General features: G+C 41.9%; 27 protein-coding genes. 2 read left to right on the top strand and 25 right to left on the bottom strand.

Annotation, left to right across the window (positions count from 1 at the left end):
* Positions 1-107: 107 nt before the first annotated feature.
* Together C3Y93_RS01780 and C3Y93_RS01775 are read left to right on the top strand one after the other, a co-directional pair.
* Positions 108-1,586: a flavin-containing monooxygenase gene (locus tag C3Y93_RS01780; RefSeq protein ID WP_104851901.1), complete on the top strand. Its 1,479-nt coding sequence runs from the start codon at positions 108-110 to the stop codon at positions 1,584-1,586.
* A gap of 67 nt (positions 1,587-1,653) precedes the next feature.
* Positions 1,654-2,559 carry a lysine exporter LysO family protein gene (locus tag C3Y93_RS01775; protein ID WP_004976767.1) on the top strand — a complete coding sequence of 302 codons (906 nt, stop codon included), beginning with the start codon at positions 1,654-1,656 and terminating at the stop codon, positions 2,557-2,559.
* Between the two features lie 121 nt (positions 2,560-2,680).
* Here C3Y93_RS01775 and pyrF read toward each other — a convergent pair whose 3' ends face one another.
* The 25 genes from pyrF to C3Y93_RS01650 form a co-directional block, all read right to left on the bottom strand.
* On the bottom strand, positions 2,681-3,361 hold the full coding sequence (gene pyrF, locus C3Y93_RS01770; RefSeq protein ID WP_019836519.1) for an orotidine-5'-phosphate decarboxylase: 681 nt from the start codon (positions 3,359-3,361) through the stop codon (positions 2,681-2,683).
* A 182-nt stretch (positions 3,362-3,543) separates the two neighbouring features.
* Complete coding sequence (locus tag C3Y93_RS01765) at positions 3,544-3,909, bottom strand: lipopolysaccharide assembly protein LapA domain-containing protein (RefSeq protein WP_104851900.1); 366 nt, start codon at positions 3,907-3,909, stop codon at positions 3,544-3,546.
* Positions 3,910-3,926: 17 nt separating this feature from the next.
* On the bottom strand, positions 3,927-4,232 hold the full coding sequence (locus C3Y93_RS01760; RefSeq protein ID WP_004976773.1) for an integration host factor subunit beta: 306 nt from the start codon (positions 4,230-4,232) through the stop codon (positions 3,927-3,929).
* 159 nt (positions 4,233-4,391) lie between these two features.
* Positions 4,392-6,068, bottom strand: coding sequence for a 30S ribosomal protein S1 (gene rpsA, locus C3Y93_RS01755; RefSeq protein WP_004976774.1), 1,677 nt, complete (start codon positions 6,066-6,068; stop codon positions 4,392-4,394).
* Between the two features lie 119 nt (positions 6,069-6,187).
* Positions 6,188-6,880 carry a (d)CMP kinase gene (gene cmk / locus C3Y93_RS01750; protein WP_104851899.1) on the bottom strand — a complete coding sequence of 231 codons (693 nt, stop codon included), beginning with the start codon at positions 6,878-6,880 and terminating at the stop codon, positions 6,188-6,190.
* A 16-nt stretch (positions 6,881-6,896) separates the two neighbouring features.
* Complete coding sequence (locus C3Y93_RS01745; RefSeq protein WP_004976780.1) at positions 6,897-7,328, bottom strand: SRPBCC family protein; 432 nt, start codon at positions 7,326-7,328, stop codon at positions 6,897-6,899.
* Positions 7,329-7,429: 101 nt separating this feature from the next.
* A complete protein-coding gene (gene tadA, locus C3Y93_RS01740) occupies positions 7,430-7,921 on the bottom strand; it encodes a tRNA adenosine(34) deaminase TadA (protein ID WP_004976782.1) in 492 nt (163 codons plus the stop codon).
* A 27-nt stretch (positions 7,922-7,948) separates the two neighbouring features.
* The gene (locus tag C3Y93_RS01735) at positions 7,949-9,070 is read right to left on the bottom strand and encodes an enoyl-CoA hydratase/isomerase family protein (RefSeq protein WP_004976784.1); all 1,122 of its coding nucleotides are present in this window, start codon (positions 9,068-9,070) and stop codon (positions 7,949-7,951) included.
* Positions 9,067-9,780 (bottom strand): uracil-DNA glycosylase, encoded by a 714-nt coding sequence (gene ung / locus C3Y93_RS01730; protein ID WP_104851898.1) that lies wholly within the window; start codon positions 9,778-9,780, stop codon positions 9,067-9,069. Before ung ends, C3Y93_RS01735 begins: the two co-directional genes overlap by 4 nt.
* A gap of 37 nt (positions 9,781-9,817) precedes the next feature.
* Positions 9,818-10,414 carry a 6-pyruvoyl trahydropterin synthase family protein gene (locus tag C3Y93_RS01725; RefSeq protein ID WP_104851897.1) on the bottom strand — a complete coding sequence of 199 codons (597 nt, stop codon included), beginning with the start codon at positions 10,412-10,414 and terminating at the stop codon, positions 9,818-9,820.
* 175 nt (positions 10,415-10,589) lie between these two features.
* Entirely contained in the window at positions 10,590-11,573 is a 984-nt protein-coding gene (gene gspK / locus C3Y93_RS01720) for a type II secretion system minor pseudopilin GspK (RefSeq protein WP_171287376.1), read from the bottom strand.
* 13 nt (positions 11,574-11,586) lie between these two features.
* Positions 11,587-12,210, bottom strand: coding sequence for a type II secretion system minor pseudopilin GspJ (gspJ, locus tag C3Y93_RS01715; protein WP_104851896.1), 624 nt, complete (start codon positions 12,208-12,210; stop codon positions 11,587-11,589).
* Positions 12,207-12,587: a type II secretion system minor pseudopilin GspI gene (gspI, locus tag C3Y93_RS01710; RefSeq protein WP_004976793.1), complete on the bottom strand. Its 381-nt coding sequence runs from the start codon at positions 12,585-12,587 to the stop codon at positions 12,207-12,209. The genes gspJ and gspI overlap by 4 nt, the downstream gene beginning before the upstream one ends.
* Positions 12,577-13,128 (bottom strand): type II secretion system protein, encoded by a 552-nt coding sequence (locus C3Y93_RS01705; protein ID WP_104851895.1) that lies wholly within the window; start codon positions 13,126-13,128, stop codon positions 12,577-12,579. The genes gspI and C3Y93_RS01705 overlap by 11 nt, the downstream gene beginning before the upstream one ends.
* A 6-nt stretch (positions 13,129-13,134) precedes the next feature.
* Positions 13,135-13,749, bottom strand: a complete 615-nt coding sequence (locus C3Y93_RS01700; RefSeq protein WP_004976797.1) for a TetR/AcrR family transcriptional regulator — start codon at positions 13,747-13,749, stop codon at positions 13,135-13,137.
* Between the two features lie 93 nt (positions 13,750-13,842).
* Positions 13,843-14,616 carry a TatD family hydrolase gene (locus C3Y93_RS01695; RefSeq protein ID WP_104851894.1) on the bottom strand — a complete coding sequence of 258 codons (774 nt, stop codon included), beginning with the start codon at positions 14,614-14,616 and terminating at the stop codon, positions 13,843-13,845.
* Between the two features lie 24 nt (positions 14,617-14,640).
* On the bottom strand, positions 14,641-14,982 hold the full coding sequence (locus tag C3Y93_RS01690; RefSeq protein ID WP_026438361.1) for a PilZ domain-containing protein: 342 nt from the start codon (positions 14,980-14,982) through the stop codon (positions 14,641-14,643).
* 10 nt (positions 14,983-14,992) lie between these two features.
* Positions 14,993-15,982 (bottom strand): DNA polymerase III subunit delta' C-terminal domain-containing protein, encoded by a 990-nt coding sequence (locus C3Y93_RS01685; protein WP_104851893.1) that lies wholly within the window; start codon positions 15,980-15,982, stop codon positions 14,993-14,995.
* Positions 15,983-15,996: 14 nt separating this feature from the next.
* A complete protein-coding gene (gene kdsB, locus C3Y93_RS01680) occupies positions 15,997-16,758 on the bottom strand; it encodes a 3-deoxy-manno-octulosonate cytidylyltransferase (RefSeq protein ID WP_104851892.1) in 762 nt (253 codons plus the stop codon).
* Positions 16,759-16,769: 11 nt separating this feature from the next.
* Positions 16,770-17,783 carry a tetraacyldisaccharide 4'-kinase gene (gene lpxK / locus C3Y93_RS01675; protein WP_104851891.1) on the bottom strand — a complete coding sequence of 338 codons (1,014 nt, stop codon included), beginning with the start codon at positions 17,781-17,783 and terminating at the stop codon, positions 16,770-16,772.
* A 3-nt stretch (positions 17,784-17,786) separates the two neighbouring features.
* Entirely contained in the window at positions 17,787-19,514 is a 1,728-nt protein-coding gene (gene msbA, locus C3Y93_RS01670; protein WP_104851890.1) for a lipid A export permease/ATP-binding protein MsbA, read from the bottom strand.
* Positions 19,514-19,936: an ExbD/TolR family protein gene (locus C3Y93_RS01665; RefSeq protein ID WP_070154593.1), complete on the bottom strand. Its 423-nt coding sequence runs from the start codon at positions 19,934-19,936 to the stop codon at positions 19,514-19,516. Before C3Y93_RS01665 ends, msbA begins: the two co-directional genes overlap by 1 nt.
* A gap of 9 nt (positions 19,937-19,945) precedes the next feature.
* Positions 19,946-20,593 carry a MotA/TolQ/ExbB proton channel family protein gene (locus tag C3Y93_RS01660; RefSeq protein ID WP_104851889.1) on the bottom strand — a complete coding sequence of 216 codons (648 nt, stop codon included), beginning with the start codon at positions 20,591-20,593 and terminating at the stop codon, positions 19,946-19,948.
* Positions 20,594-20,624: 31 nt separating this feature from the next.
* Positions 20,625-21,512, bottom strand: coding sequence for a ParB/RepB/Spo0J family partition protein (locus C3Y93_RS01655; protein WP_004976817.1), 888 nt, complete (start codon positions 21,510-21,512; stop codon positions 20,625-20,627).
* Positions 21,509-22,291: a ParA family protein gene (locus C3Y93_RS01650; protein WP_104851888.1), complete on the bottom strand. Its 783-nt coding sequence runs from the start codon at positions 22,289-22,291 to the stop codon at positions 21,509-21,511. Before C3Y93_RS01650 ends, C3Y93_RS01655 begins: the two co-directional genes overlap by 4 nt.
* Positions 22,292-22,304 lie beyond the last annotated feature (13 nt).

The raw sequence follows: 22,304 nt of genomic DNA, 5'->3' as shown, positions 1-22,304 counted from the left end.
GAAAATATCAATTTTTATGTCAGCACGATCATGTTACCACATGCTGGCTTATTCTATCCTGACTCAAACAAACTCAAGTCAAACAAAATAAATATAAGGATGTCTTCATGCAGGATGCAGCAGCTCATTATCAAGTCGCAATTATTGGCGCAGGCTTTGGTGGATTAGCCATGGCGATTCGTTTGCTACAACGCAACATTCATAACTTTGTGATTTTAGAAAAGTCTAATGAAGTGGGTGGTACTTGGCGTGAAAATCAATACCCTGGCGCGGCTTGTGATGTGCAGTCGCATCTGTATTCATTGTCATTTGTACCCAAAACTGACTGGTCAAAACGCTATGCCGAAGCACCAGAAATTTTTCAGTATATTCAAGATGTGGTGCAACAGTTTAATCTGCGCGAATATTGCCAATTTAACAGCGAAGTGGTGCATACCGAATACCATGAAAAAGACTGTGTATGGTATGTTGCGCTAAAAGATGGCAGACAATTGAGTTGCCAATATTTGGTCTTTGCTTCTGGCCCACTGCATGTACCACAAATTCCGCACATTAAAGGTATTGAAAAGTTTCAGGGCAAGGTTTTTCATTCCTCACAATGGGATCATCAATACGACTTAAATGGCAAAGTTGTGGCATCTATTGGCACAGGCGGCAGCGCGATTCAATACATTCCTGAAATTGCACCTCAAGTTAAACAGTTATATGTCATGCAACGTACAGCTGCATGGGTCATTCCACGAGATGAACGCAAATATCTGAATATTGAGAAAAAACTGTTTAAACAAGCAGACTGGTTTAGAAAGTTGCATCGTGCGCGTTTGTATTGGTCGAATGAATCACGTGCAATTCCAATCATGCAACCTAGCGTGATGAAATATACCCAAAAACTGGCAGAAGCCTTTATTCGTTTTCAGGTCAAAGACAAACAATTGGCACAAAAACTCACGCCTGACTACATTATGGGATGTAAACGTATTTTAGTGTCCAATAAATACTTCCCAACTTTTAACCGTGACAACGTCGAATTAGTGACTGATGCAATACAGGAATTGACTGCAGACAGCATCATCACCAAAGATGGTAAAATGCGAAAAATTGATTGTCTGATTTATGGCACAGGCTTTATTACCGATCCGCGTATCTATCTACAGCCATTTAGCTGCATTGGTGAACATGGCGTTGAATTAAAACAGGCATGGAAAGATGGCGCAGAAAGCTATTACGGCATTAGCCACAAAGGTTTTCCGAACCTGTTTCAGTTGCTTGGACCAAATACAGTTTTGGCGCATAACTCGGTTATTTTTATGATCGAATCGCAAGTCGATTACATTCTGCAAATGATGGATTTGGTGGCACAATCACAGAGCAATGCAATTGTAGTAAAAGATCAAGTACAAGATCAATTTAACCACGATGTGCAAGACATGCTAAATAACACGGTTTGGCAATCTGGCTGTGTAAGTTGGTATCAACAAGATGGTGGAAAAAACTTTGCACTTTGGCCAACCTATACTTGGAAATATTGGCTAAAAACCAAGTCGCTGCATCCGAGTGATTTCAGATTAATCAGCAAAGCGGCATAAATTTCCGCTTTTAAAAGCAAACTGGCATAATCAACAGGTTTTTATCTATCTCCCACCTGTTGATCTCATGCAATCTCTTTGGCTGATTTTCCAATTACTCTGCTGTTTATGTCTAGGCTTTGTACTGGCAAAACGCCTCCCTCGAATAATCGAAAAAATTGCGTTTCAACTGCTTCCATATTTTAGCTATATCCTGCTAATTGCAATTGCGATGGAATTTTCACAAACGCTCGGTTCACTACAGCAGCCATCGCATATTCTATCTACAGCTTTACAGATTGCATTTGCTACATCAATTGGTGCTTTTCTGTGTTGTTATTTGCTTTACAAAGGTTTGGGGCTGCAAGCAACGCAAGGCAAAGTTTCATTACAGTTGTTGATTCAATCCTGCATCAACATCAGTTATGCCTTTTTTGCACTATTGGCAGGCTACGTGCTGCATCTACTTTTTAGTGCTATGGATTTCCAAGTTCAGATCAACACTTGGTATTTACTGTTGCTGTTTATGTGGATGATTGGACTCGATCTCGCTTATTCGCCTTTAGATCGTTCTTGGCTGAATTGGAAAATTTTAATGGTGCCCGTAGGCTGTATTTTCGGTTCAGTTGCAGGGGTACTACTTTGCGCACTTTGGCTCCCCATCGCTCTACAAGATTTGCTTATGCTCTCACAAGGTTATGGATTTTATTCCATGAGCGGGATTGTGGTGTCGGAACTTCGCAATGCCGAATTGGGTAGTATTGCGTTAATGAATGATTTATTCAGAGAGATTTTTGCGATATTGCTGATGTATATTTTGGGATGGCGTTATCCACGTGCTGCAATTTCTGCCGCAGGCGCAACTGCCATGGACGTCACTTTGCCCATGGTAAAACAAGCCTGTGGCAACGATTTTATTCCACATGCCATGGTCAGTGGATTTGTATTGTCAATCCTTGCACCCATTGCTGTAAGTGTATTGGCTGCTATTTAAAAAGAATCAACAATTGTCCTCTCTCCCTCTGGGAGAGAGTTGGAGAGAGGGTTTGCGCTCTATTTAGGCGAGAGTTAGAGAGAGGGCTTATCTCCCTTTTAGAGAGTCAGCGATAGTAAAATTAAAGCGTCGCTAAAATATCTTTCAAAGTCTGACGTGGATTTTCAGATTTTGTAATTGGACGACCAATCACCAAATGCGTAGAACCATCCAGCATAGCTTGTTTGGGAGTCACAATACGTTTTTGATCATCGGCATTTGAGCCTTCAGGACGAATCCCTGGAGTTACTAAGGCAAAATCCTGCCCTAAGATTTCACGCAACATTTTGGCTTCTTGCGCAGAACACACCACACCATCTAAACCACTTTCTTGAGTGAGTTTAGCTAAACGCTGAACTTGCTCAAAAGGCTCAATATCTAAACCTAAATCTTTTAAATCTTCACGCCCCATAGAGGTTAGTACAGTCACTGCAATCAGTTGAGTCTGATAATTCCCTGCTTTTAAACGCTCCACACAGGTTTCCATCATTTTACGACCACCTGAGGCATGCACGTTGACCATCCATACGCCTAAATCTGCTGCAGCACATACAGCCTGAGCCGTTGTATTTGGAATATCGTGAAATTTCAAATCTAGAAAAACCTCAAAACCTTTGTCATGCAAGGCTTTCACGACTGCAGGACCTTCATGGGTAAATAACTCTTTACCAACTTTTACTCGACATAATGCAGGGTCTAATTGTTCTGCAATGGTTAAGGCGTCATATTGGCTTTTAGCATCGAGGGCAACAATGATACTCAAGAGAATTACCTATGGATTTGACAAAGAGTCGCTATTATAAAGTGATTCGTGCCAAGCAGATAGTCAAAAAGACAGCTTATCCCCCATCGCAGCGATAATCAGCCATTCGTCAAAGGCACACATAAAAAAACACCCCAAGATAACCTTGAGGTGTTGATGATCAATTCGCTCAACAGAGCAAATTAAAGTGCATTAGAAGAACGATCTTCAGTATGCACATCTAATACCGTTTTTTCATGACGAGTATGCGCAGCAGCTTCAGCAGCAGCCAGTTGAGCTACATGAATTTGCTCTTTGCGTAGGTATTCAATATCTTTACGTAGTCGCTTAATTTCCCAACTATTTTGGAATACACGGAAAACCTGCACGCCCAACAATAACCCTAGCACCAAACCAAGTGCCAATGTAATCAGTAGCAATAGACCCAAACGCATTGCAGGCACTTGAGTAAATAACAGGTCAACTGAAAGTTCAGTGCCGTTTTGCAAAACCAATGCCAGAGAATATCCAAATAGAATAACTAAAATAGCGACTAGAACGTAACGCATAAACACCCCTAGGAATTTTATTTATTTACAGACTCGTTTACTGCATCACGTAGTGCTTTACCCGGTTTAAAGTGCGGTACAGCTTTAGCCGCAACTTCTACAGACTTACCTGTTTTTGGGTTACGACCTACACGTGGTTCACGGTGATGCAATGCAAAACTACCGAATCCACGAATTTCAATTCGGTTATCTGCCGATAGTGATGCAATCATTTGATCAATCATGATCTTCACAGCTTCTTCCACCAATGGCTCAGCCAAATGTGGATTTTTCAAAGCAATTCGTTCTATCAAATCAGACTTATTAAGTGCTTCAGTAGTCATCTGCGACCTCTTTAATTATCAAGCTACTTTTACCTAAACTGATAATAACCTGTTTAAATACAAAACGGTAGCGTAATAATTGAATACTACGCTACCGTTTACAGTATTTGTGTAAAAAGTATGTGCTAATTTACATTAACCATACAGTTTACCCGCAACTTAGTTGCCCATTTGAGCTTTGATCAAGTCACCAATTGTCTTAGGACCATTGTCTTGACCGCTAGTTGCAGTTTTCAAGTTAGCAACAGCTTCTTTCTCTTCAGCTTCGTCTTTCGCTTTGATAGACAAGTTGATAGAGCGAGATTTACGGTCTACGTTGATGATTTTCGCTTCAACTTCTTGACCAACTTCCAAGAACTTAGTTGCATCTTCAACGCGATCACGGTTGATTTCAGATGCTTTAAGTGTTGCTTCAACTTCGTCAGCTAACTTAACAGTTGCGCCACGAGCATCAACAGCAGTTACAGTACCTTTAACCAAAGCACCACGTTCGTTAGCAGCTAAGAAATCGTTGAATGGATCGCTGTTCAATTGCTTGATACCAAGGCTGATACGGTTGCCTTCAGCGTCTACAGAAAGGATAACCGCTTCAACAGTGTCACCTTTCTTGTAACGACGAATAGCTTCTTCGCCTTGCTCGTTCCAAGAAATGTCAGACAAGTGAACTAGGCCATCGATACCGCCTGGTAAACCGATGAAGATACCGAAGTCAGTGATTGACTTGATTGTACCTGAAACTTTTTCACCTTTGTCGTGGTTCTTAGCAAACTCTTCCCATGGGTTAGCACGAGTTTGTTTGATACCAAGAGAAATACGACGACGCTCTTCGTCCACTTCAAGAACCATAACGTCAACTTCGTCACCAATCTGAACAACTTTAGATGGGTGGATGTTTTTGTTAGTGTGGTCCATTTCTGAAACGTGTACTAAACCTTCAACGCCTTCAGCGATTTCTGCGAAACAGCCGTAGTCAGTTAAGTTTGTTACGCGAGCTTTAACGATAGAACCTTTAGGATAACGGCTCATGATCGCTAACCATGGATCTTCGCCTAATTGCTTAAGACCTAAAGATACGCGGTTACGCTCTTTGTCAAATTTAAGTACTTTAACAGTAACTTCTTGACCCACTTCAACCACTTCTGATGGATGCTTGATACGTTTCCAAGCCATGTCAGTGATGTGAAGAAGACCGTCAATACCGCCAAGGTCAACGAATGCACCGTAGTCAGTAAGGTTCTTAATCGTACCAGTAACAGTTTGACCTTCTTCAAGCTGAGCAAGAAGCGCTTCACGGTCAGCTGAAGATTCAGCTTCCATAACTGCACGACGAGATACAACAACGTTGTTACGTTTAGCATCAAGTTTGATAACTTTGAACTCTAACTCTTTACCTTCAAGGTGAGTTGTGTCACGGATAGGACGAGTGTCTACCAAAGAACCTGGTAAGAACGCACGAACTGGACCGATGTCTACAGTGAAACCGCCTTTAACTTTACCAGAGATAACACCAGTAACGATTTCGCCGTCTTCAAAGATTTTTTCAAGTTTAGTCCAAGTTTCAGCACGTTTCGCTTTTTCACGTGATAAAACAGTTTGGCCCATACCGTTGTCAAGTGCTTCAACAACAACATCAACGGTGTCACCAACTTGAACTTCAAGTTCGCGTTGTTCGTTTAAGAATTCAGCGCGGTCAACAACGCCTTCTGATTTAAGGCCAGTATCAACTGTTACCCAGTCAGAGTCGATGCTTACTACAACGCCTTGGATGACAGCACCCTTTTCAACGTTGAGGTTTAATTCGCTTTCTTCAAAGAGGGCTGCAAAAGATTCGGTCATGATATACCTGATAAAGTCAGCGGTCTTGGATCAGACAAGGCCGGTTTAGTTAAGCGTCTACATAGTCCGTATAGAACTGATCAAGCTATGCGTTCGCTGAATAGGTTTATTTCACGCGGTTAAGCGCGGCAAATAGCAAGCTTCTGATCGACATAAGCCGTCATTAATGCAAACACTTCATCAATGTTCAACTCAGAACTATCAATGATGTAAGCATCTTCTGCGGGCTTGAGCGGAGCAACTGTGCGCTCCATGTCTCGTTTGTCGCGAGCCTGTATATTCGCTAAAATGTCGCTTATTTTAGCATCCAGCCCCATACCCTGCAACTGTTTTACTCGTCTTTGTGCACGCGACTCTGCCGAAGCAGTTAAATAAATTTTAGCCTGCGCATTTGGAAAAATACTGGTCGCCATATCGCGTCCATCTGCAACCAAGCCTGGTGCTTGGGCAAAGGCATGCTGACGTGCAAGTAATGCTGTGCGCAATTCAGGTACTGCCGCAACTTTTGAGGCATATTCCCCCACACGTTCGGTACGTATGGTTTGCGTGACATCTTCACCATCAAGCAACACTTGTGTGCCATCTGGCTGGGTCACAAATTGAATATTGAGCTGTGTTGCAATGGCAACGGATTGACTCAGTTCAGTATCAAGTTGATCTAGCAAATTCTGCTTATGTAACGCCAAACCCAACAAACGATACAACGCACCAGAGTCGAGTAAATGAAACTGATAATATGCTGCCAATTTTGCCGCGAGTGTGCCTTTACCTGAACCGCTAGGGCCATCAATGGTAATAATTTGAACCGTCATGCTGTTTCCGAAATGATTAGAGAGATTTTGCGAGTTTGGATAAACCAATTTTAATTGCAGTTTTCAACTGCGCAAGAATAGCTTTGCTCACAAATGGAACTCGCGCTTGTAGCTCAATGCGATACGTGACCAAGGTTTTGTGATCTGCCACTTGCTGAAATTCAATGGTACCCAAATGATGTTTGATCAATGGATTTTTAATGATTTTATATTCAATCCGCTGATTCGGTTCAAGCACGGTAATTTGCTCTTGCAAAGGTTTAATTGGCCCAATCCCCATACGACGCACCGAACCTACACCATCTGGACGTTCAGGGTCAGCAGAGTCTTTAATGCGCACCACTTGCATTGGTGCAAACGCAATATTATAAGTTGCATGTTTAGAAAGTAATTCAAATACTTGCGCAACTGGCGCATTAAATTCTTTTTTAATTTGAATAGCGTGCATGGTTTGCCCTGATGATGAATGCTATGTTGTGTTTGATTTAGTTTAACGCAAATCAAGCCTAAAACTCAGAACTGGTTTTGATCATGGAGGTCATTTATCAACTATTGCTGCTTTTGTTGTTTCTTTTGCGCACGGCGCATCTTAAAAAAATCACTCAACTGGGCTGAACATTGCTGCTCTAAACAACCTGATTGATACTCAAAAATATGATTGTAATAGCCTGACTCTAAAAGCTTTCTAGCACTGATCAATGAGCCGGCTTTGGGTTCAGTTGCTCCAAATACCACACGTTTGATTCGCGCATGAATGAGCGCACCCACACACATGGTACAAGGCTCCAGTGTGACATAAAGCGTGGCATCTTCAGGCAAACGATAATTTTGAATATGATCACATGCTGCACGGATTGCCACAATTTCGGCATGTGCGGTTGCGTCGTGTAAGGAAATAGGCGCGTTATAACCCGCGCCAATCACTTGATTTTGACTAACGATGACAGCCCCCACAGGAATTTCCCCCTGTGCTGCAGCCAAAGCAGCCTGCGCATAGGCAAGCTGCATCCAGTCTTCATCACTATAGTTCTGTTCTGACATTTAAATATGAGTAAAAATCAATACGAATTAAATAATCTCGTATTGTTTCAATAACTCATTCCAGCTTTCAATGCTCGTCACAGGTGGATTGTCTGCAAAAATGGTTTTGAGCTGCACTGGCCCATTTTGCTGCCAAGCTGGTGCAAGGTCTTTATCGACCAAACGTGCGCGCACACCTTCGACAAAATCTGCGTGGCGAATTTTCCAGTCTGAAATTTGCGTTTCCAGTTCAAACACTTCATTCCAAGCGTGAACCTTCTTACCCCATTGCCATAGTAACCACGTTAAAGCTGCTGTGGTTGGTGAACCTTTTTGCAAGTTTTCACTGGCTTGACGTAACCAATCGCTACGTGCATCGCTTAGACCAATGATGGATTCATAATCACTTTCAAAACTCACACCACGGCACACGCTTTGAATCACATCCAAAGAATTCTGTAGCGGCCCAGGCCCTACAGGACGGTGCATGCTGTTCAAGGTATCATCAATGGCACGGAAGTCACCTGCAGGGTAATGATTCCAGTCAATATTAATGACTTTTTCTAATACAGAAGCGCGTTGTGCATCACAAATATGGGTTGCCCAACCAATACCATACGCACCTGCAGCAGTCATAATTGAACCCGTTAAACCTGTGAACAAGCCAATCGCACCACGGTCAGCCAAGAAACGAGTTGCCCCTACATCTGGGTATAAACCAATGTTAATTTCTGGCATAGCTAAACGTGAATACGGTGTCACCAAACGGAATGGTGCAGCCATAAATAGACCTAAGCCACCACCCATGACATAACCTTCACCCCACACTAAAACAGGCTTGGCATAGTTATGTAGCAACAAGTCCAACGCATATTCTTGCTCAAAGAATTTATTGGCAGTTGCAACCTCATCATTAATGACAAGCTGACGTAATTTACGCACATCACCGCCTGCACAAAATGCTTTTGGTGTGGTCGAATCTAGCCAAATTGCTTTTACGCTATCATCGGTATGAAAGTCTTCAAATACTGCCAATAATGCAGAAACAATAGATTCATCTAAAGCATGCAAAGATTTTGGGCGATTCAAACGTACAATGCGCCAACCGTTATTTGCTTCTTCGACAATTAAATCTGGATGATATTCTTTAGAAATGGGAGAATGTGTCATGCGTCCAGCTGCCAGTCTATAGGCTCAATGCCATTTTGTTTAAGATAATTATTTGATTTTGAAAATACTTTACATCCAAAAAAACCACCGCGGTTTGCTGCCAATGGGGATGGATGCGCTGCCTTCAAAATCAGATGTTTATTTGGATCTATACGTTGTCCTTTACGTTGTGCATACGCGCCCCACAAAATAAACACAATATGCTCACGTTGTTGATTTAACACATCAATCACATGATCTGTAAAATCTTCCCAACCCTGCTTTTGGTGCGAGGTTGGTTGTCCTGCTTCTACCGTTAACACGCTATTGAGCAGCAATACCCCTTGCTCTGCCCAATGGGTTAAATCACCGTGTCTTGGAATAGGCACACCTAAATCTGTATGTAACTCATGGAAAATATTACGCAAAGATGGTGGCAATGCAACCCCTCTTTGTACAGAAAAACTAAGTCCATGTGCCTGATTAGGTCCATGATAAGGGTCTTGCCCAATAATCACGACTTTCACCTGATTTAAAGGCGTGGTATTTAAAGCATTAAATATCAGTGAACTTGGTGGATAAATCACCTTATTCTGTTGTTTTTCCTGCAACAAAAAACCGCGTAGCGCATCCATTTGTGGACTCAATAAAAATTCAGCTAGATTGTATTTCCAACTCTCATCTAACTGAACTTTATTTAAGCTCGCATATTGCTGCTCAGTAAAAGACATACCGCTATCAATCCTTGTTGATGTCTAATGATGTGATTTAAAGTTTAACTTGTAACTCGACATTCGGGTTTTGGAATGTCATCCCCTGTTTTAATTTTTCATACATTTGTGGGTCTGACCACTCTGTCTGCACTTGCTCAGAGAAATGAATTTGATCCAGACTCAGCAATCCCATCTGCGCATTTTCAATATCTTCCAAAAAGCTTTGTGCATAGCCAGTATCGGTTTCATGCACAATTACAGAATAGACCTCTACATCACCCTCCCCATTTTGTGTGATGGTCGATGCCAAAACTTGCTGTGCCAAATAAAAGAAAATACGTGAAAACTGCTCTGCCGATGGCGATACTGGTAAAGAAACCCAACGTGCGCTGAACGTTTTGCAGGCTTGAATATATGCAGGATCGTCCTGCTCCCAAAAACAAATGGCATGATCAAAAGCATCAAATAATTCTTTGATTACACCTTTAAGCAAACCAAAGTCATACACCATTTGTCCATGATCGAGTTTTGAAGCTTTCAGTAACAATTCTACTTTATAGCTATGACCATGAATCGAGCGCTTACAGCGGTCTGAAGTGCAATTACGCACAATATGCGCATTTTCAAACTTAAATAACTTTCGAATTAACATGGGTCTTAACGTCATCAAAATATTTGGGGGATATTCTTTTTAAGTATAATGCAAAACGTGAACAATAAGCCAATTTTAGCCCACAGATTGCCAGACAAAAATCGTAATGATCAGTTTCAGCACAGACATGCAATGCATTTACATCTAAATAGCAGCACAAGGTTAATGATGATACTTAAAATGGCGTCAGACTTCGCCCACTAACATTGACAGATTTTTCACTACGCACCAAATCACTGCTAAATTGACGTTTGCGCTCGCCCAGCACCACTTCAATTTTGGCTTTGAAATATTGTGATTGCACACCCAATAAACTTGTAAATTCATTGCGGAGCGCGCTATCGACAGTTTGAAAGCCATCTAGTTCCCACAAAGCATTTACATTGCTAAAGTGCTCCAAATTGGCATTCCGACGATCAAGTAGATTTTGCACGTTAACCACATCCAGTTTTTCATCTAAGCTCGCCAAAACCAAAGCAGGTGCAGTATTAATATTGATAGTGGTATCCCGTTTTGGCAAGGCAGCTACATAAGGCGCAATTTGCTGATACTTCGCTCCCTCAAAGCCACGAACTTGTTTTAATTCTTCAACACTATGAAATAAGCTATTCGGCGGTAAATAAGGGGTTGGCAAACCTTGGTAATAACTCGACTCTGCCCCCATTGCGCCACTCGGTGCATCATCTGCATCTTGCCAGTCAATCACGGCTTCACTTAATTGCGCAGGTAGCCCGACACGCTGCAACAGTTTTTCAAAATATTTTTTTGCTTTTTCATTTACCTGATCTTCGGTTGTCAGCAAACTATTTAAATTAAATTTCCCCGACTCATCTTGCAGCACACCCGATACATAACCATCTTCGACTGGAAATGGCGGCATTGGTTTTGCCCAGTTTTCTTGTAAGTGATCGACTTGACCTGCATTTTCAGCATCATCTTGTAGTAATTCTGCAAAAAACACTTCGGCACTTTTAGCATATAACAATGCTTGATTTTGACGCATCAAATACGCGGTATTTTCACTGGTATACATTTGCCGTTTGGCTATGGTCGCGGCCAAAATCGTGGCTAAAGCAACCAACATCAATATCGTAATCAAGGCGATGCCTTTTTGTGATTTGATGATGCTACCTAAGCGCTGAGTCGATTTTGAATACATTGCCACTGTGCCTTTAATTGTCTTTCTTCTTTAAAAAATCAGTCTGCAATAAGCTAAATATCCATTCATATTGCACGTCACGCACGGTTAAATTTATTTTTATTCCTTTCGGGAGTAGCCTTAATTGTTCAATTTGCTGCGAATCAACACTGCTTTCAGGCCAACTACTTAATTCATTTGGATTTAATACCACAATCTCAAAAGCTTCGACTTCATCTAACATCACGCTCGACTCAGGCTGATCATTGCCCGTTTGATGCAAATTACGATATTTTAAACGATACAATTTCTTTTCATCGGCACGATATTGATACTCTACGCGCTCATGGGGTGAAATACCCTGCTGCAAAGGATCGGTCACCCCTGTTTTACTAAAATTAAAACGTCCATTTTGTAAAACTAAAGCAGGTTGTTGCTGTCCTTTGATATTGGCCGTTAGTGGGACAGCCTGCATCATGTCACGTAAAATTTGTTGATAGCTTTCTTGCAACTGCTCTAAATTGGCTTCATGCATCGCATTGCGATCTTTGACTTTGGCGAGATAATCAAATACTTTCCAACCCAAAGCAGACAGCACTGCAAAAATTGCAATAGCGACTAGCAACTCAACTAAAGTGAAGCCTTTCTTTGTACTCATGATTGCTGCTCACGGGCATTAAAAAACACCAAAGAAGTCACTCCTGCTTCAACTTGTCCTGTGTCTTGATTATATAAACTGATTTGAAGATCGACACGTTGCACATTCGGACTAATGGTTGGCTGTGTGGACTTGTCAATTTGCCATGTTTCGCCCTGTTGTGTCACTTGCTTTGACTCTGTTCCACTTAACCATTGCCGATTCATTTCCATCAATGCCACTTCATTCAAAGCCACAAATTGTGCTTTGGTTCTTAAAATTGCATTGGCGGTGGATTGGGTATATTGCATCGCCACTTTGGTCATTGCCATAGCTGCTGTTGCAAAAATTGCCAAAGCCACCATAACTTCAAGTAGTGTAAATCCTTTAGCTTTCATGGATTTTTCCTAAATGATCGACCTCTATTTCCGCACCTACAGGACGCTGTTCTAAATAGAACTGAATACGCACAGGTTTGGTTTCACCATTGCCCAGCCAAATCAGTGCGGGTGCATTACCTTGCAGCAACTCACTATTGTTAGCATTCGGATAGCTTTGTTCTAAAGATAAAATTTGGATAGAAACTTGTTCAGGCAACGTTCTGCTTTTAAATTCGCCATAGTTTTGCCATTTTTGATTATTTTGCAGGCTTAATTGTTGTTCTGTGGCATAAGGCTGATATTCCAACACATCATAACGCGCAGCTGAAACATCGGTTGCTTGATGCAAATTGAGTGCAAAAATACGCGCTTGATCATTGGCTTCACGATTCAGTTTACGCAAATCCAATAAAAACACTTCCCGTGCCTGCATGGCTTTACGCTGATCAACACCACCGATATTCATTAAAACCAGCGATGCCATAATCGCCATAATGACTATCACCACCATCAATTCAATGAGCGTAAAACCGCGAACCGAAGATAGTGGTGTGTTCATAGCGTATTAATTCAATTGCTCGAAAGATTGTGCTTGTTTGGGCATCGCCAACGCTTGATCGATATAGGCCACACGTAAAGTATCCCGCGAACCTAAATAACGCTGATAGAAACTTGAGTTTAAAATGGCTGCCGCACCATGCGTAAGTGCCCAAATTGAAGCCAGATAATCACGCACTTCCATGTGACTATTAATAGATTCCAAATATTGTTCAGTCATACGGATAATGATGCGTAATCGGCTTTTACGAACCTGATATAGTTCACTAAACAACAAGCCAATGCCAACACCCGTTGTAGAAAGGCGTTCTTCAATTTGATGAAAAAGCACAGTACGTTCAGGATGATGTAAGTGATGCAGCATAAAAAATGCTAGATGTTCAGGAAACTGTTTTTCCGCATCTTTAATCATTTCTAGCAACATGCGCTCATTACGAATAATAAGCAACATATATAGTTCATCTTTACTTTGAAAGTGTTTATATAGAGTACCTTTGGCCAAATCCAGTTCTGCTGCCAAAGCATCAAGGGTCATTCCTGCTTCACCATTTTCCAAAAGCAACTGCTCTGCCACTTGGAAAATTAACGTTTCTCTTGCTCGAAACTGAGCCTGACGATCCATCTTCACCCGATAAACTCTCTTTTCACTATTCAATCAATGGAAATTTTTAATATCACCAGCACATTAAATTTTTGCATCATTCCACTATGCAAATTAATGTCCTTTGAGCAGGTTTTCAAAGTTTTGTGTTGTTATGAAAGCCATTTCCTCTAAGGACTTATCATATACATCACTTAGGGCTTTGGCTACATACGGAACGTATTTTGGCTCATTTGTCTTACCGCGATATGGCACAGGTGCCAAATATGGACTATCAGTTTCAATTAAGACACGGTCTAAAGGTACTTGCTTGGCCACATCACGTAAATCTTGCGCATTTTTGAAGGAAACAATGCCTGAAAATGACACATAATAACCGCAATCCAACACCGCTTTGGCAGTTACCCAGTCTTCAGTAAAGCAATGTAATACACCATGTGTCGACTTTTCCGCACGGATAATATCTACTGTATCTTGCTTGGCAGCACGGGTATGTACCACCACAGGTTTTTTTACAGCTTGTGACGCATGAATATGCCGCGCAAAGCAGGCTTTTTGCTCTGCGACAAAATCGGTACTGTGAAAATAGTCCAAACCTGTTTCGCCCAAAGCCCAGACTTTGTCTGCTTGTGCTAAAGCAATCAGTTGCTCGGTGGTGGCACGCGCCATATTTTCTGCATTTTCACAAGGATGCACACCCACGCTATAACCGACATCGGCATGGCGTGCTGCAATTTTTGACAATGCAATATGATCGTCTAAATCGACAGAGATACCCATAATTTTAGACACACCCGCTAGGCGTGCCTGTGCAATTGCTGCATCTAAGTCACCATCATAAGGGCTTAAATCCAACATCGTTAAATGACAATGTGTATCTACAAACACGATTTTTTCCTAAAAGCAAACAACCTACATAGTGTAACTGTTACGGTTGTCAGACTTAAGCCCCGCAAGGATTCTTTCGGCTTCAGATTTGTAATAAACGCCTTTTTCACCGCTCAGTTGAATGCCAAAGCCCTGCAATTTGATGCCGTTTTGCTTTTGCGAAATCCAGATGACTTTTCCTGTAAGTGGAATTTTTTGTGATTGTTCAGGCAAAGTTGCAAGCACGAAGATTTCTTCACCCATTTTTACAGGTTGTTTTGAGGGTACAAATAAGCCACCGCCCACAACGTATGGCATATAACTTAAATATAGCGTTTCGACATCAGGAATATTGGCCTGAATAATACCGCCCATACGTGGTTGCATCATGTTCCCCTTAAATATTCATCAACTTAATACATAATTGATCAAGCACTAGATTACTTTGCACGTTTTGCTCAAGCATTGGCTTGGCTTGCTGTAATTCTGCATATAAACCAAACAGACTTTCTAAGTCATATTGTTCAGCCAAATGCTGCAAAGCGGTGCTTAAATCCAAATTTTTAATGCTTTGATTTAGCTTGACACAAATTAAATCACACAACAAGTATTCAAACATCTGACTAAAATCAGTAAAGCTCAGCGCCTTGTTCCACTTGGTTGCGATTGCCATCGGCATATTTTTTTGCGTCACCAGTTTATACCAGTCTTTCAGAAAATCTGTACGCTGTTCCAGCCATTCTGCCTGTGCCAACTGCAAAGCCTGCAATGGCATTTGATTAGACAAATTCATCAACAATTGCTGTTTGTTCGCATCTAAATCGGGCAAATGCTGCTGCAAATATGCCGTAGCCTGTGCAGCATCAATACGGTCTAAAGCAAAATGCTGCAAACGGCTACGAATGGTTGCAGGTAATTTAAGATAATGATCTGCCAGCAAAATAATCACGATGCGATCACCCGGTTCTTCGAGGGTTTTCAGCAACGCATTGGAAGATGCAATATTTAAGGCTTCGGCAGGTTCAATCACAATCACCCGCCAGCCATCTACCGTTTGCTGGACAAAAGGTAATAAATCACGGATCTTCTCGATCTTAATTTTCGCGTTTTGCTTTTTATTCTCTTCATCGGTGCTGATATAGACATAATTCGGATGTGTATCTGATTTTAACCACTGACAACTGTTACATTCACCACAAGGCTGTGACTGCACATCACGCTGTTGGCATAAAATCCAAGCCACAAATTGCTGTGCAAAGGCTTCTTTACCACAACCCTGTTTGCCAAAAAACAATAAACCATGCCCCATTTTGGGAAATCGCCCTGTCAGGTTTTCCCAAACTTGTTGCTGCCAAGGATATACTTGTCCAATTACATCACGTTGCATGGTCGGTGATTCACTTACTCAAAATGGGCAATATCCATTGCATTTAAACGGTCTAAGTCTGCTTGGGTATCTACACCCGGTGGTAAATTGGCTTCTGCAACTGCAATGGCAATACGATGTCCATTTTCCAAGACACGCAATTGCTCTAGGCTTTCCAGCTTTTCCAGTGTTCCCATTTCCCAAGTCACATATTCTTGCAGCAATTCCACACGGTACGCATACAAACCTAAATGGCGATACGCATGTGCATGCAATTGTGGTGTCGCTGCTTTCGCACCATCGCGGTCATAAGGAATCGTGGCACGGCTAAAATACAAAGCCTGATTGTGTTTAGACATGACCACTTTAACAATGCTGTCGCGAGTAAATTCATCTAGTTGCTGAATCGGCTCACATAGCGTAGACATCGAGCATTCAGGTTGAGCTTCTAACAACTGCGCCACTTGTTGCACCAATAGCGCAGGCAAAAGTGGTTCATCGCCCTGCACATTGACGATAATATCGTTTTTATCCCAACCTTTAATGCGCGCCACTTCACTTAAACGATCTGTACCTGATGGATGGTCTGCCGAAGTCAGCACTACATCTACACCTTCGGCACGGCATAATTCGGCAATACGGGCATCATCGGTCGCCACACACAAGTCATCAAAACCTGCCACTTTTTTTGCCTGATCAACCACACGTAAAATCATGGCACGACCATGAATTTCCAGTAAAGGTTTGCCTGGCAGACGTGAACTGGCATAACGTGCAGGGATAACAATGTGCTTCATAATTTTCCTTATCATGGTCTTTCAGGCAGGTTTAAACCCAATTGTTTCAATTGTTGATGTAAGGTGACATAGCAGGCCGATGACAATACTGCATCTACAGGTACAACCCAAATTTCGCGCTGAAAATCTGGATATTGCTTTAACAGGGGCAATAACTTGACCGCATCTTTTTCTGTGGTAATCATCGGTTGCGAGTCTTCAAACTGCAAATCGGTAATTTCATAGTCATGATGGTCTGGAAACTCATGACATTGAAATTGGGTCACACCCATCGACTCTAAAGTTTTATAAAACCGCTCAGGAAAGCCAATGCCCACGACAGCATAAAAATTTTGGGTCGGATCAAAAATTAATTCTTGTGCGGGATGCAATAAGTATGGCGCTGCAACGGCCAAATGCATATTTAATTCAGAACTCGGTTGCGCTACATGTTCAATCACCGTGGCATGCTCTAATCGAGATTTTGGTTCACGCAAATAACCTTCGGGCAATATTTTCTCGTTACCCAAACCACGATTATTATCTAAAACAATCCATTCCAATTGACGGTTTAAAGCCAAATGCTGCAAACCATCATCACTAATAATTAAATCCAATTCATGCTGTGCAAGTAACAATTCAATACTTTTTTGACGATTTGGCCCCACAGCCATCGGTACGCCTGTAGATTGCACAATCAAAGTCGGTTCATCGCCCACTACGTCAACATTAGCGTCAATGCTGACATAGGCTGGAAATGGGCCTTTTCCGCCATAACCACGGCTAATCACGCCAACACGAACATCTAAACTTTGTAGATATTTGACCAAGTGAATCAGCAAAGGGGTTTTGCCGCTGCCACCCACAGTAATATTGCCAATCACCATCACAGGTACGGGCGCGGTATAAGCGGTTTTAATACCTGAACGATATAAATTTTGATTGAGCAAACTCACACCACGGTACAATAAAGACAAGGGCCTAAGCACAACCAGCCATTTGGCTTGTTGCTGCCAAGCGTCCTGAATAAATTGTGCCAAAGACATGAATTAATGTTCCTCGAAGTTACGTTGATGCAACTGGAAGTACGCACCTTTTCGCGCTATGAGTTCCTGATGAGTACCTTGTTCTAAAATACGTCCTTGATCCATCACCACAATACGGTCAGCATTTTCAATGGTAGATAAACGGTGTGCAATGACAATGGTGGTACGGTCTTGCATGGCCGCATCAAATGCACGTTGAATAAAGTATTCAGATTCATTGTCTAAAGCACTGGTGGCTTCATCTAAAATTAAAATTGGTGCGTTTTTCAAGATTGCACGTGCAATGGCAATACGCTGTCGCTGACCACCCGACAAATTCAAACCTTGCGCACCTAATGCTGTGTCGTAGCCTTGCGGTAAAGCCATAATAAAGTCATGTGCATAAGCCGCTTTGGCTGCAGCAATCACTGCTTCATCACTCGCACCTTCAAGCTGACCATAGGCAATATTTTCACGTACCGTACGATTGAACAATACCACTTGCTGATTGACCATCGCAATTTGTGAACGCAGGCTATTCAGCTCAATGTCACGAATATCCTGCTGATCAAACAAAATTTGCCCTGAGGATACTTCCTGAAAACGCACCAACAGATTGACCAATGAGGTTTTTCCCGCACCTGAACGCCCAACCAAAGCCACAGTTTCACCTGCTTTGACATCCAAGTTGAAATCATGAATGGCATGATGCCCATCGGAATACACCAAATTCACATTCTTAAATTGCAAATTACCTTTTAAGTCTGGTGTAAGCGTCCCGTGATTATCTTCTTCAGGCATATCGAGCAATTCAAAAACCGAATGCGCCGCTGCCAAACCGCGTTGTAATTTTTCATTAATATCGGTAAGGGCTTTAATTGGTTTGCTCAACATACCTGCGGCAGTAATGTAGGCTACAAACTCGCCTGCTGAAATATCACGTAGAATTTCTGGGCGTAAGGCAATCCAGATAATAATTGCCAAAGCAATGGACATAATGAACTGCACCACAGGGCTGTTCAATTGCTGCACTGCCACCATCTTTAAACCACGACGCAGGTTTTCTAAAGAGTTTTCTTTAAATCGGCTTTGTTCATAGGTCTGACCACCAAAACCTTTGACGACCAAATTACCATTCACCGTTTCTTGCACCACGTGGTTTACATCCCCCATGGTGTCTTGTACTTGAATAGATAAACGACGCATGCGTTTTGCAGCTTTACGAATCAGCAAGCCAATTAATGGGCCAAATACCAATATACATAAGGTCAAACGCCAGTTGGTATACAGCAAATAGCCGAGCAAGCCGAGTGTAATCAAACCCTGTTGTACCAATGTACGCAGCGATTCTGTAGATGCAGCGGTCAACTGCTCTACGTTATACATAATTTTGGCAGTAATGTGCCCACTGGTATTATCTAAGTAATACTGCGCAGGTAGGCGCAGCAGTTTAGCAAAAACTTCCTGACGAATATTAAATACCAAATTACGTGAAATCACCGCGGTATAGTAGCCGCCAACAAAAGTTCCTAAACCACGGAAAAACATCAGCGCAATGACTAGCAGCGGAAATAACGTAGTGAAAGATTGGTCGCGCTCCTGAATGGCATTAATTATTTTTTCCAAGAGTTTTGCTATTGATACTTCTGTGGCTGCATTGATGGTGAAACCAATAATCACCAAGATTGCCAAACCCCAAAATGGGAGCACATATCTCAGAAGACGGCGATAGACCTGTAAATCCTTCTTCACTAATAACCTCGAGTTGGGACTTTCGTACTGATATTGATGTTGACGAAACCAAGTTGTCCTGCGACATCCATCACTCGAATCACATCTTGATGAGTGGCTTTGGCATCTGCAGCAATGATAAACATTAAATCTCGTCGATCTTGAGAGATTTGTTTAATTGCTGTGCTTAAATCTGCCACTCCCTTAGTCGAAAGCGCCTGACCATTGACAGAATAATGCCCTGAAGAATCTACCACCACTTCAATTTTATGTTCATAAGATTTTGGTGGTACACCTTGCGCATCTGGCAAAGTTAAATTCATACGGCTAAATTGGTTAAATGTGGTTGAAAGCAATAAAAACACCAAGATGAACAGTAAACAGTCAATCATTGGGGTCAGGTTAATATGAATATCTTCAACTTGCGAGCGTTTGAACTTCATAAACTCACCTTAGCTTACTTTTTTCACATGTTGCACATCCGCATCAAGCTGATGAGGTTGACTCTGATGAAATAATCCTGCGTGAAACAAAGTCGCTTGCTGCTCTAACTCAGCAGTATATTCTTGCACCAAACGCTGAAAATAACGATAGGCAAATAAGGCTGGAATTGCAATTAACATACCTGCAGCAGTGGTAATTAAGGCTTTAGAAATCCCTGGAATCATTAAGGTTGGATTACTTGCACCCACATCAATCACTAAAAATGATTCAATAATCCCAAGCACTGTACCCAATAAACCCAATAATGGCGCAACTGCACTGAGCGTACCCAAGAAGTTGATATTTTTTTCTAAATAACCAATTTCTTGTGAAGCTGTCGCTTCTATTTGTGCACGCGCATAGTGTTCTGATTGTTGTTTATTACGCGCACCCGCCTCAAAAATACGGCCTAATGTACTGTTTTTTAAGTTGGCACTTTGATTCAGTTGTTGCAACACAGTCGCTAAACTTTGCCCGCGGTTGAGCAACAACGCATTGGGCAAAATACCTGCTCTCTTTAAACGCATAAAACGCTCAATGGTAATTGCAACGGTAAATACCGAGCACAATACCAACGGCAGCATCAGCCAGCCACCTGCTTTTACCAATTCCCACATTCGCTTTTCCCCAATAAAATACGAATTAAAATTAATCGGACAGGCAAATATTTAAAATACCATCCAGCTCTTCCAGAGAGTGATAACTGATGGTCAATTTGCCCTTACCTTGCTTGTTATAATCAATTTTAACATCTGCACTAAAACGCTCAGAAAGACGTTGCGTGAGTTGTTGAATATCAGGCGCAATAGCCGTTTTCGGCTTTTCTTGTTTTGGCGCATTAAAGTCACGTACCAACTGTTCGGTTTGACGTACCGATAAATTCTTTTCAATTACATGCTGCGCGACTTTGAGCTGATCTTTAGCTTTCAAAGTTAAAATAGCACGTGCATGACCCATATCTAGCAAGCCTTGCTGCATCAACTCTTTAACAGGCTCAGCCAAAGTGAGTAAACGCAATAAATTACTGACCGTGGTACGTGCTTTACCTACTGTTTCGGCAATTTCCTGATGACTCAAGCCAAACTCATCGTGAAAGCGTTGTAACGCCATTGCCTGATCAATTGGGTTGAGGTCTTGACGCTGAATGTTTTCAATTAATGCCAAAGCAATCGCGACCTGATCGGTCAAATCACGCACAATTGCAGGAATTTCAGTTAAACCTGCCAACTGTGCAGCACGCCAGCGACGTTCACCTGCAATAATTTCATAAGGATGTAGTTCGTCATCAATAGGACGAATCACAATTGGCTGCATTACACCATGTTTTTCAATAGATGCCGCCAGTTCCTGTAAATCTTGCTCTTGAATAAAGCGACGCGGTTGATATTCACCACGTTTTAATAAACTGACATCAATTTGTTTTAGCTGACCATGATCTAAAGATTGCACTTCAAGTTGTAATTTTTCTTTCTGGATTGACCCCAATAAGGCATCCAAACCACGACCTTTGGCTAATCCGCGTTTTTTTGTGGTCATGCTTTACTTCCTTTTTTCACTTTGCTTTTTTTCAACATTTCAGCTGCTAAATTCAGGTAGGCAACTGCACCCTTCGAGCTTTTTTCAAAATAAATGACGGGTAAACCGTGTGCAGGTGCTTCTGCCAAGCGTACATTACGCGGAATCACGGTATCGTATAATTTTTTACCAAAATAGTGCGATAATTCTTCAGACACGTCACGGGTTAAGGCATTGCGCGCATCATACATGGTGCGTAATACACCAATAATTTCTAAATCAGGATTGAGTGCTTGTTGAATACGGTCAATGGTTTGCGTCAGGTCAGCCAAACCTTCAAGTGCGTAATATTCACACTGCATTGGAATGATCACACTTTGCACTGCTGCCAAAGCATTCACGGTAATTAAGCTTAAACTTGGCGCACAATCGACAATAATATAATCAAAGTCTTTGGCAACTTCTTGCAAGGCATTGCGCAAAATAAACTCACGCCCCTCTTGCTCAGCAATCACCAGTTCAACCCCTGCCAAATCACGATTGGCACCCAAAACTTTATAGCCAACTTCTGCTTTGGTAATCGCTGTTTCAATGGGTACTTCACCCAACAATACATCGGTCACAGAATAGAGCAAATCATTTTTTTGAATACCCGACCCCATGGTGGCATTGCCTTGCGAGTCCATATCGACCAATAAAACGCGCTTTTTCAAAACAGCTAATGATGCTGCCAAATTTACTGCGGTTGTGGTTTTTCCTACACCACCTTTTTGGTTCGCAATCGCAATAATTTGTGCCATGATCACCCCAGTC

The organism is Acinetobacter sp. SWBY1, from assembly GCF_002946595.1.
Classification (GTDB): domain Bacteria; phylum Pseudomonadota; class Gammaproteobacteria; order Pseudomonadales; family Moraxellaceae; genus Acinetobacter; species Acinetobacter towneri.
This window is presented reverse-complemented; position numbering and strand designations above follow the sequence as displayed.

What these genes read in the sequence shown, in the direction of transcription:
- C3Y93_RS01780 (WP_104851901.1), top strand. Translation starts at nt 108, where the DNA reads ATGCAGGATGCAGCAGCTCATTATCAAGTCGCAATTATTGGCGCAGGC.
- C3Y93_RS01775 (WP_004976767.1), top strand. Translation starts at nt 1,654, where the DNA reads ATGCAATCTCTTTGGCTGATTTTCCAATTACTCTGCTGTTTATGTCTA.
- C3Y93_RS01765 (WP_104851900.1), bottom strand. Translation starts at nt 3,909, where the DNA reads ATGCGTTACGTTCTAGTCGCTATTTTAGTTATTCTATTTGGATATTCT.
- C3Y93_RS01760 (WP_004976773.1), bottom strand. Translation starts at nt 4,232, where the DNA reads ATGACTACTGAAGCACTTAATAAGTCTGATTTGATAGAACGAATTGCT.
- rpsA (WP_004976774.1), bottom strand. Translation starts at nt 6,068, where the DNA reads ATGACCGAATCTTTTGCAGCCCTCTTTGAAGAAAGCGAATTAAACCTC.
- cmk (WP_104851899.1), bottom strand. Translation starts at nt 6,880, where the DNA reads ATGACGGTTCAAATTATTACCATTGATGGCCCTAGCGGTTCAGGTAAA.
- C3Y93_RS01745 (WP_004976780.1), bottom strand. Translation starts at nt 7,328, where the DNA reads ATGCACGCTATTCAAATTAAAAAAGAATTTAATGCGCCAGTTGCGCAA.
- tadA (WP_004976782.1), bottom strand. Translation starts at nt 7,921, where the DNA reads ATGTCAGAACAGAACTATAGTGATGAAGACTGGATGCAGCTTGCCTAT.
- C3Y93_RS01735 (WP_004976784.1), bottom strand. Translation starts at nt 9,070, where the DNA reads ATGACACATTCTCCCATTTCTAAAGAATATCATCCAGATTTAATTGTC.
- ung (WP_104851898.1), bottom strand. Translation starts at nt 9,780, where the DNA reads ATGTCTTTTACTGAGCAGCAATATGCGAGCTTAAATAAAGTTCAGTTA.
- C3Y93_RS01725 (WP_104851897.1), bottom strand. Translation starts at nt 10,414, where the DNA reads ATGTTAATTCGAAAGTTATTTAAGTTTGAAAATGCGCATATTGTGCGT.
- gspK (WP_171287376.1), bottom strand. Translation starts at nt 11,573, where the DNA reads ATGTATTCAAAATCGACTCAGCGCTTAGGTAGCATCATCAAATCACAA.
- gspJ (WP_104851896.1), bottom strand. Translation starts at nt 12,210, where the DNA reads ATGAGTACAAAGAAAGGCTTCACTTTAGTTGAGTTGCTAGTCGCTATT.
- gspI (WP_004976793.1), bottom strand. Translation starts at nt 12,587, where the DNA reads ATGAAAGCTAAAGGATTTACACTACTTGAAGTTATGGTGGCTTTGGCA.
- C3Y93_RS01705 (WP_104851895.1), bottom strand. Translation starts at nt 13,128, where the DNA reads ATGAACACACCACTATCTTCGGTTCGCGGTTTTACGCTCATTGAATTG.
- C3Y93_RS01700 (WP_004976797.1), bottom strand. Translation starts at nt 13,749, where the DNA reads ATGGATCGTCAGGCTCAGTTTCGAGCAAGAGAAACGTTAATTTTCCAA.
- C3Y93_RS01690 (WP_026438361.1), bottom strand. Translation starts at nt 14,982, where the DNA reads ATGCAACCACGTATGGGCGGTATTATTCAGGCCAATATTCCTGATGTC.
- C3Y93_RS01685 (WP_104851893.1), bottom strand. Translation starts at nt 15,982, where the DNA reads ATGCAACGTGATGTAATTGGACAAGTATATCCTTGGCAGCAACAAGTT.
- kdsB (WP_104851892.1), bottom strand. Translation starts at nt 16,758, where the DNA reads ATGAAGCACATTGTTATCCCTGCACGTTATGCCAGTTCACGTCTGCCA.
- lpxK (WP_104851891.1), bottom strand. Translation starts at nt 17,783, where the DNA reads ATGTCTTTGGCACAATTTATTCAGGACGCTTGGCAGCAACAAGCCAAA.
- C3Y93_RS01665 (WP_070154593.1), bottom strand. Translation starts at nt 19,936, where the DNA reads ATGAAGTTCAAACGCTCGCAAGTTGAAGATATTCATATTAACCTGACC.
- C3Y93_RS01660 (WP_104851889.1), bottom strand. Translation starts at nt 20,593, where the DNA reads ATGTGGGAATTGGTAAAAGCAGGTGGCTGGCTGATGCTGCCGTTGGTA.
- C3Y93_RS01655 (WP_004976817.1), bottom strand. Translation starts at nt 21,512, where the DNA reads ATGACCACAAAAAAACGCGGATTAGCCAAAGGTCGTGGTTTGGATGCC.
- C3Y93_RS01650 (WP_104851888.1), bottom strand. Translation starts at nt 22,291, where the DNA reads ATGGCACAAATTATTGCGATTGCGAACCAAAAAGGTGGTGTAGGAAAA.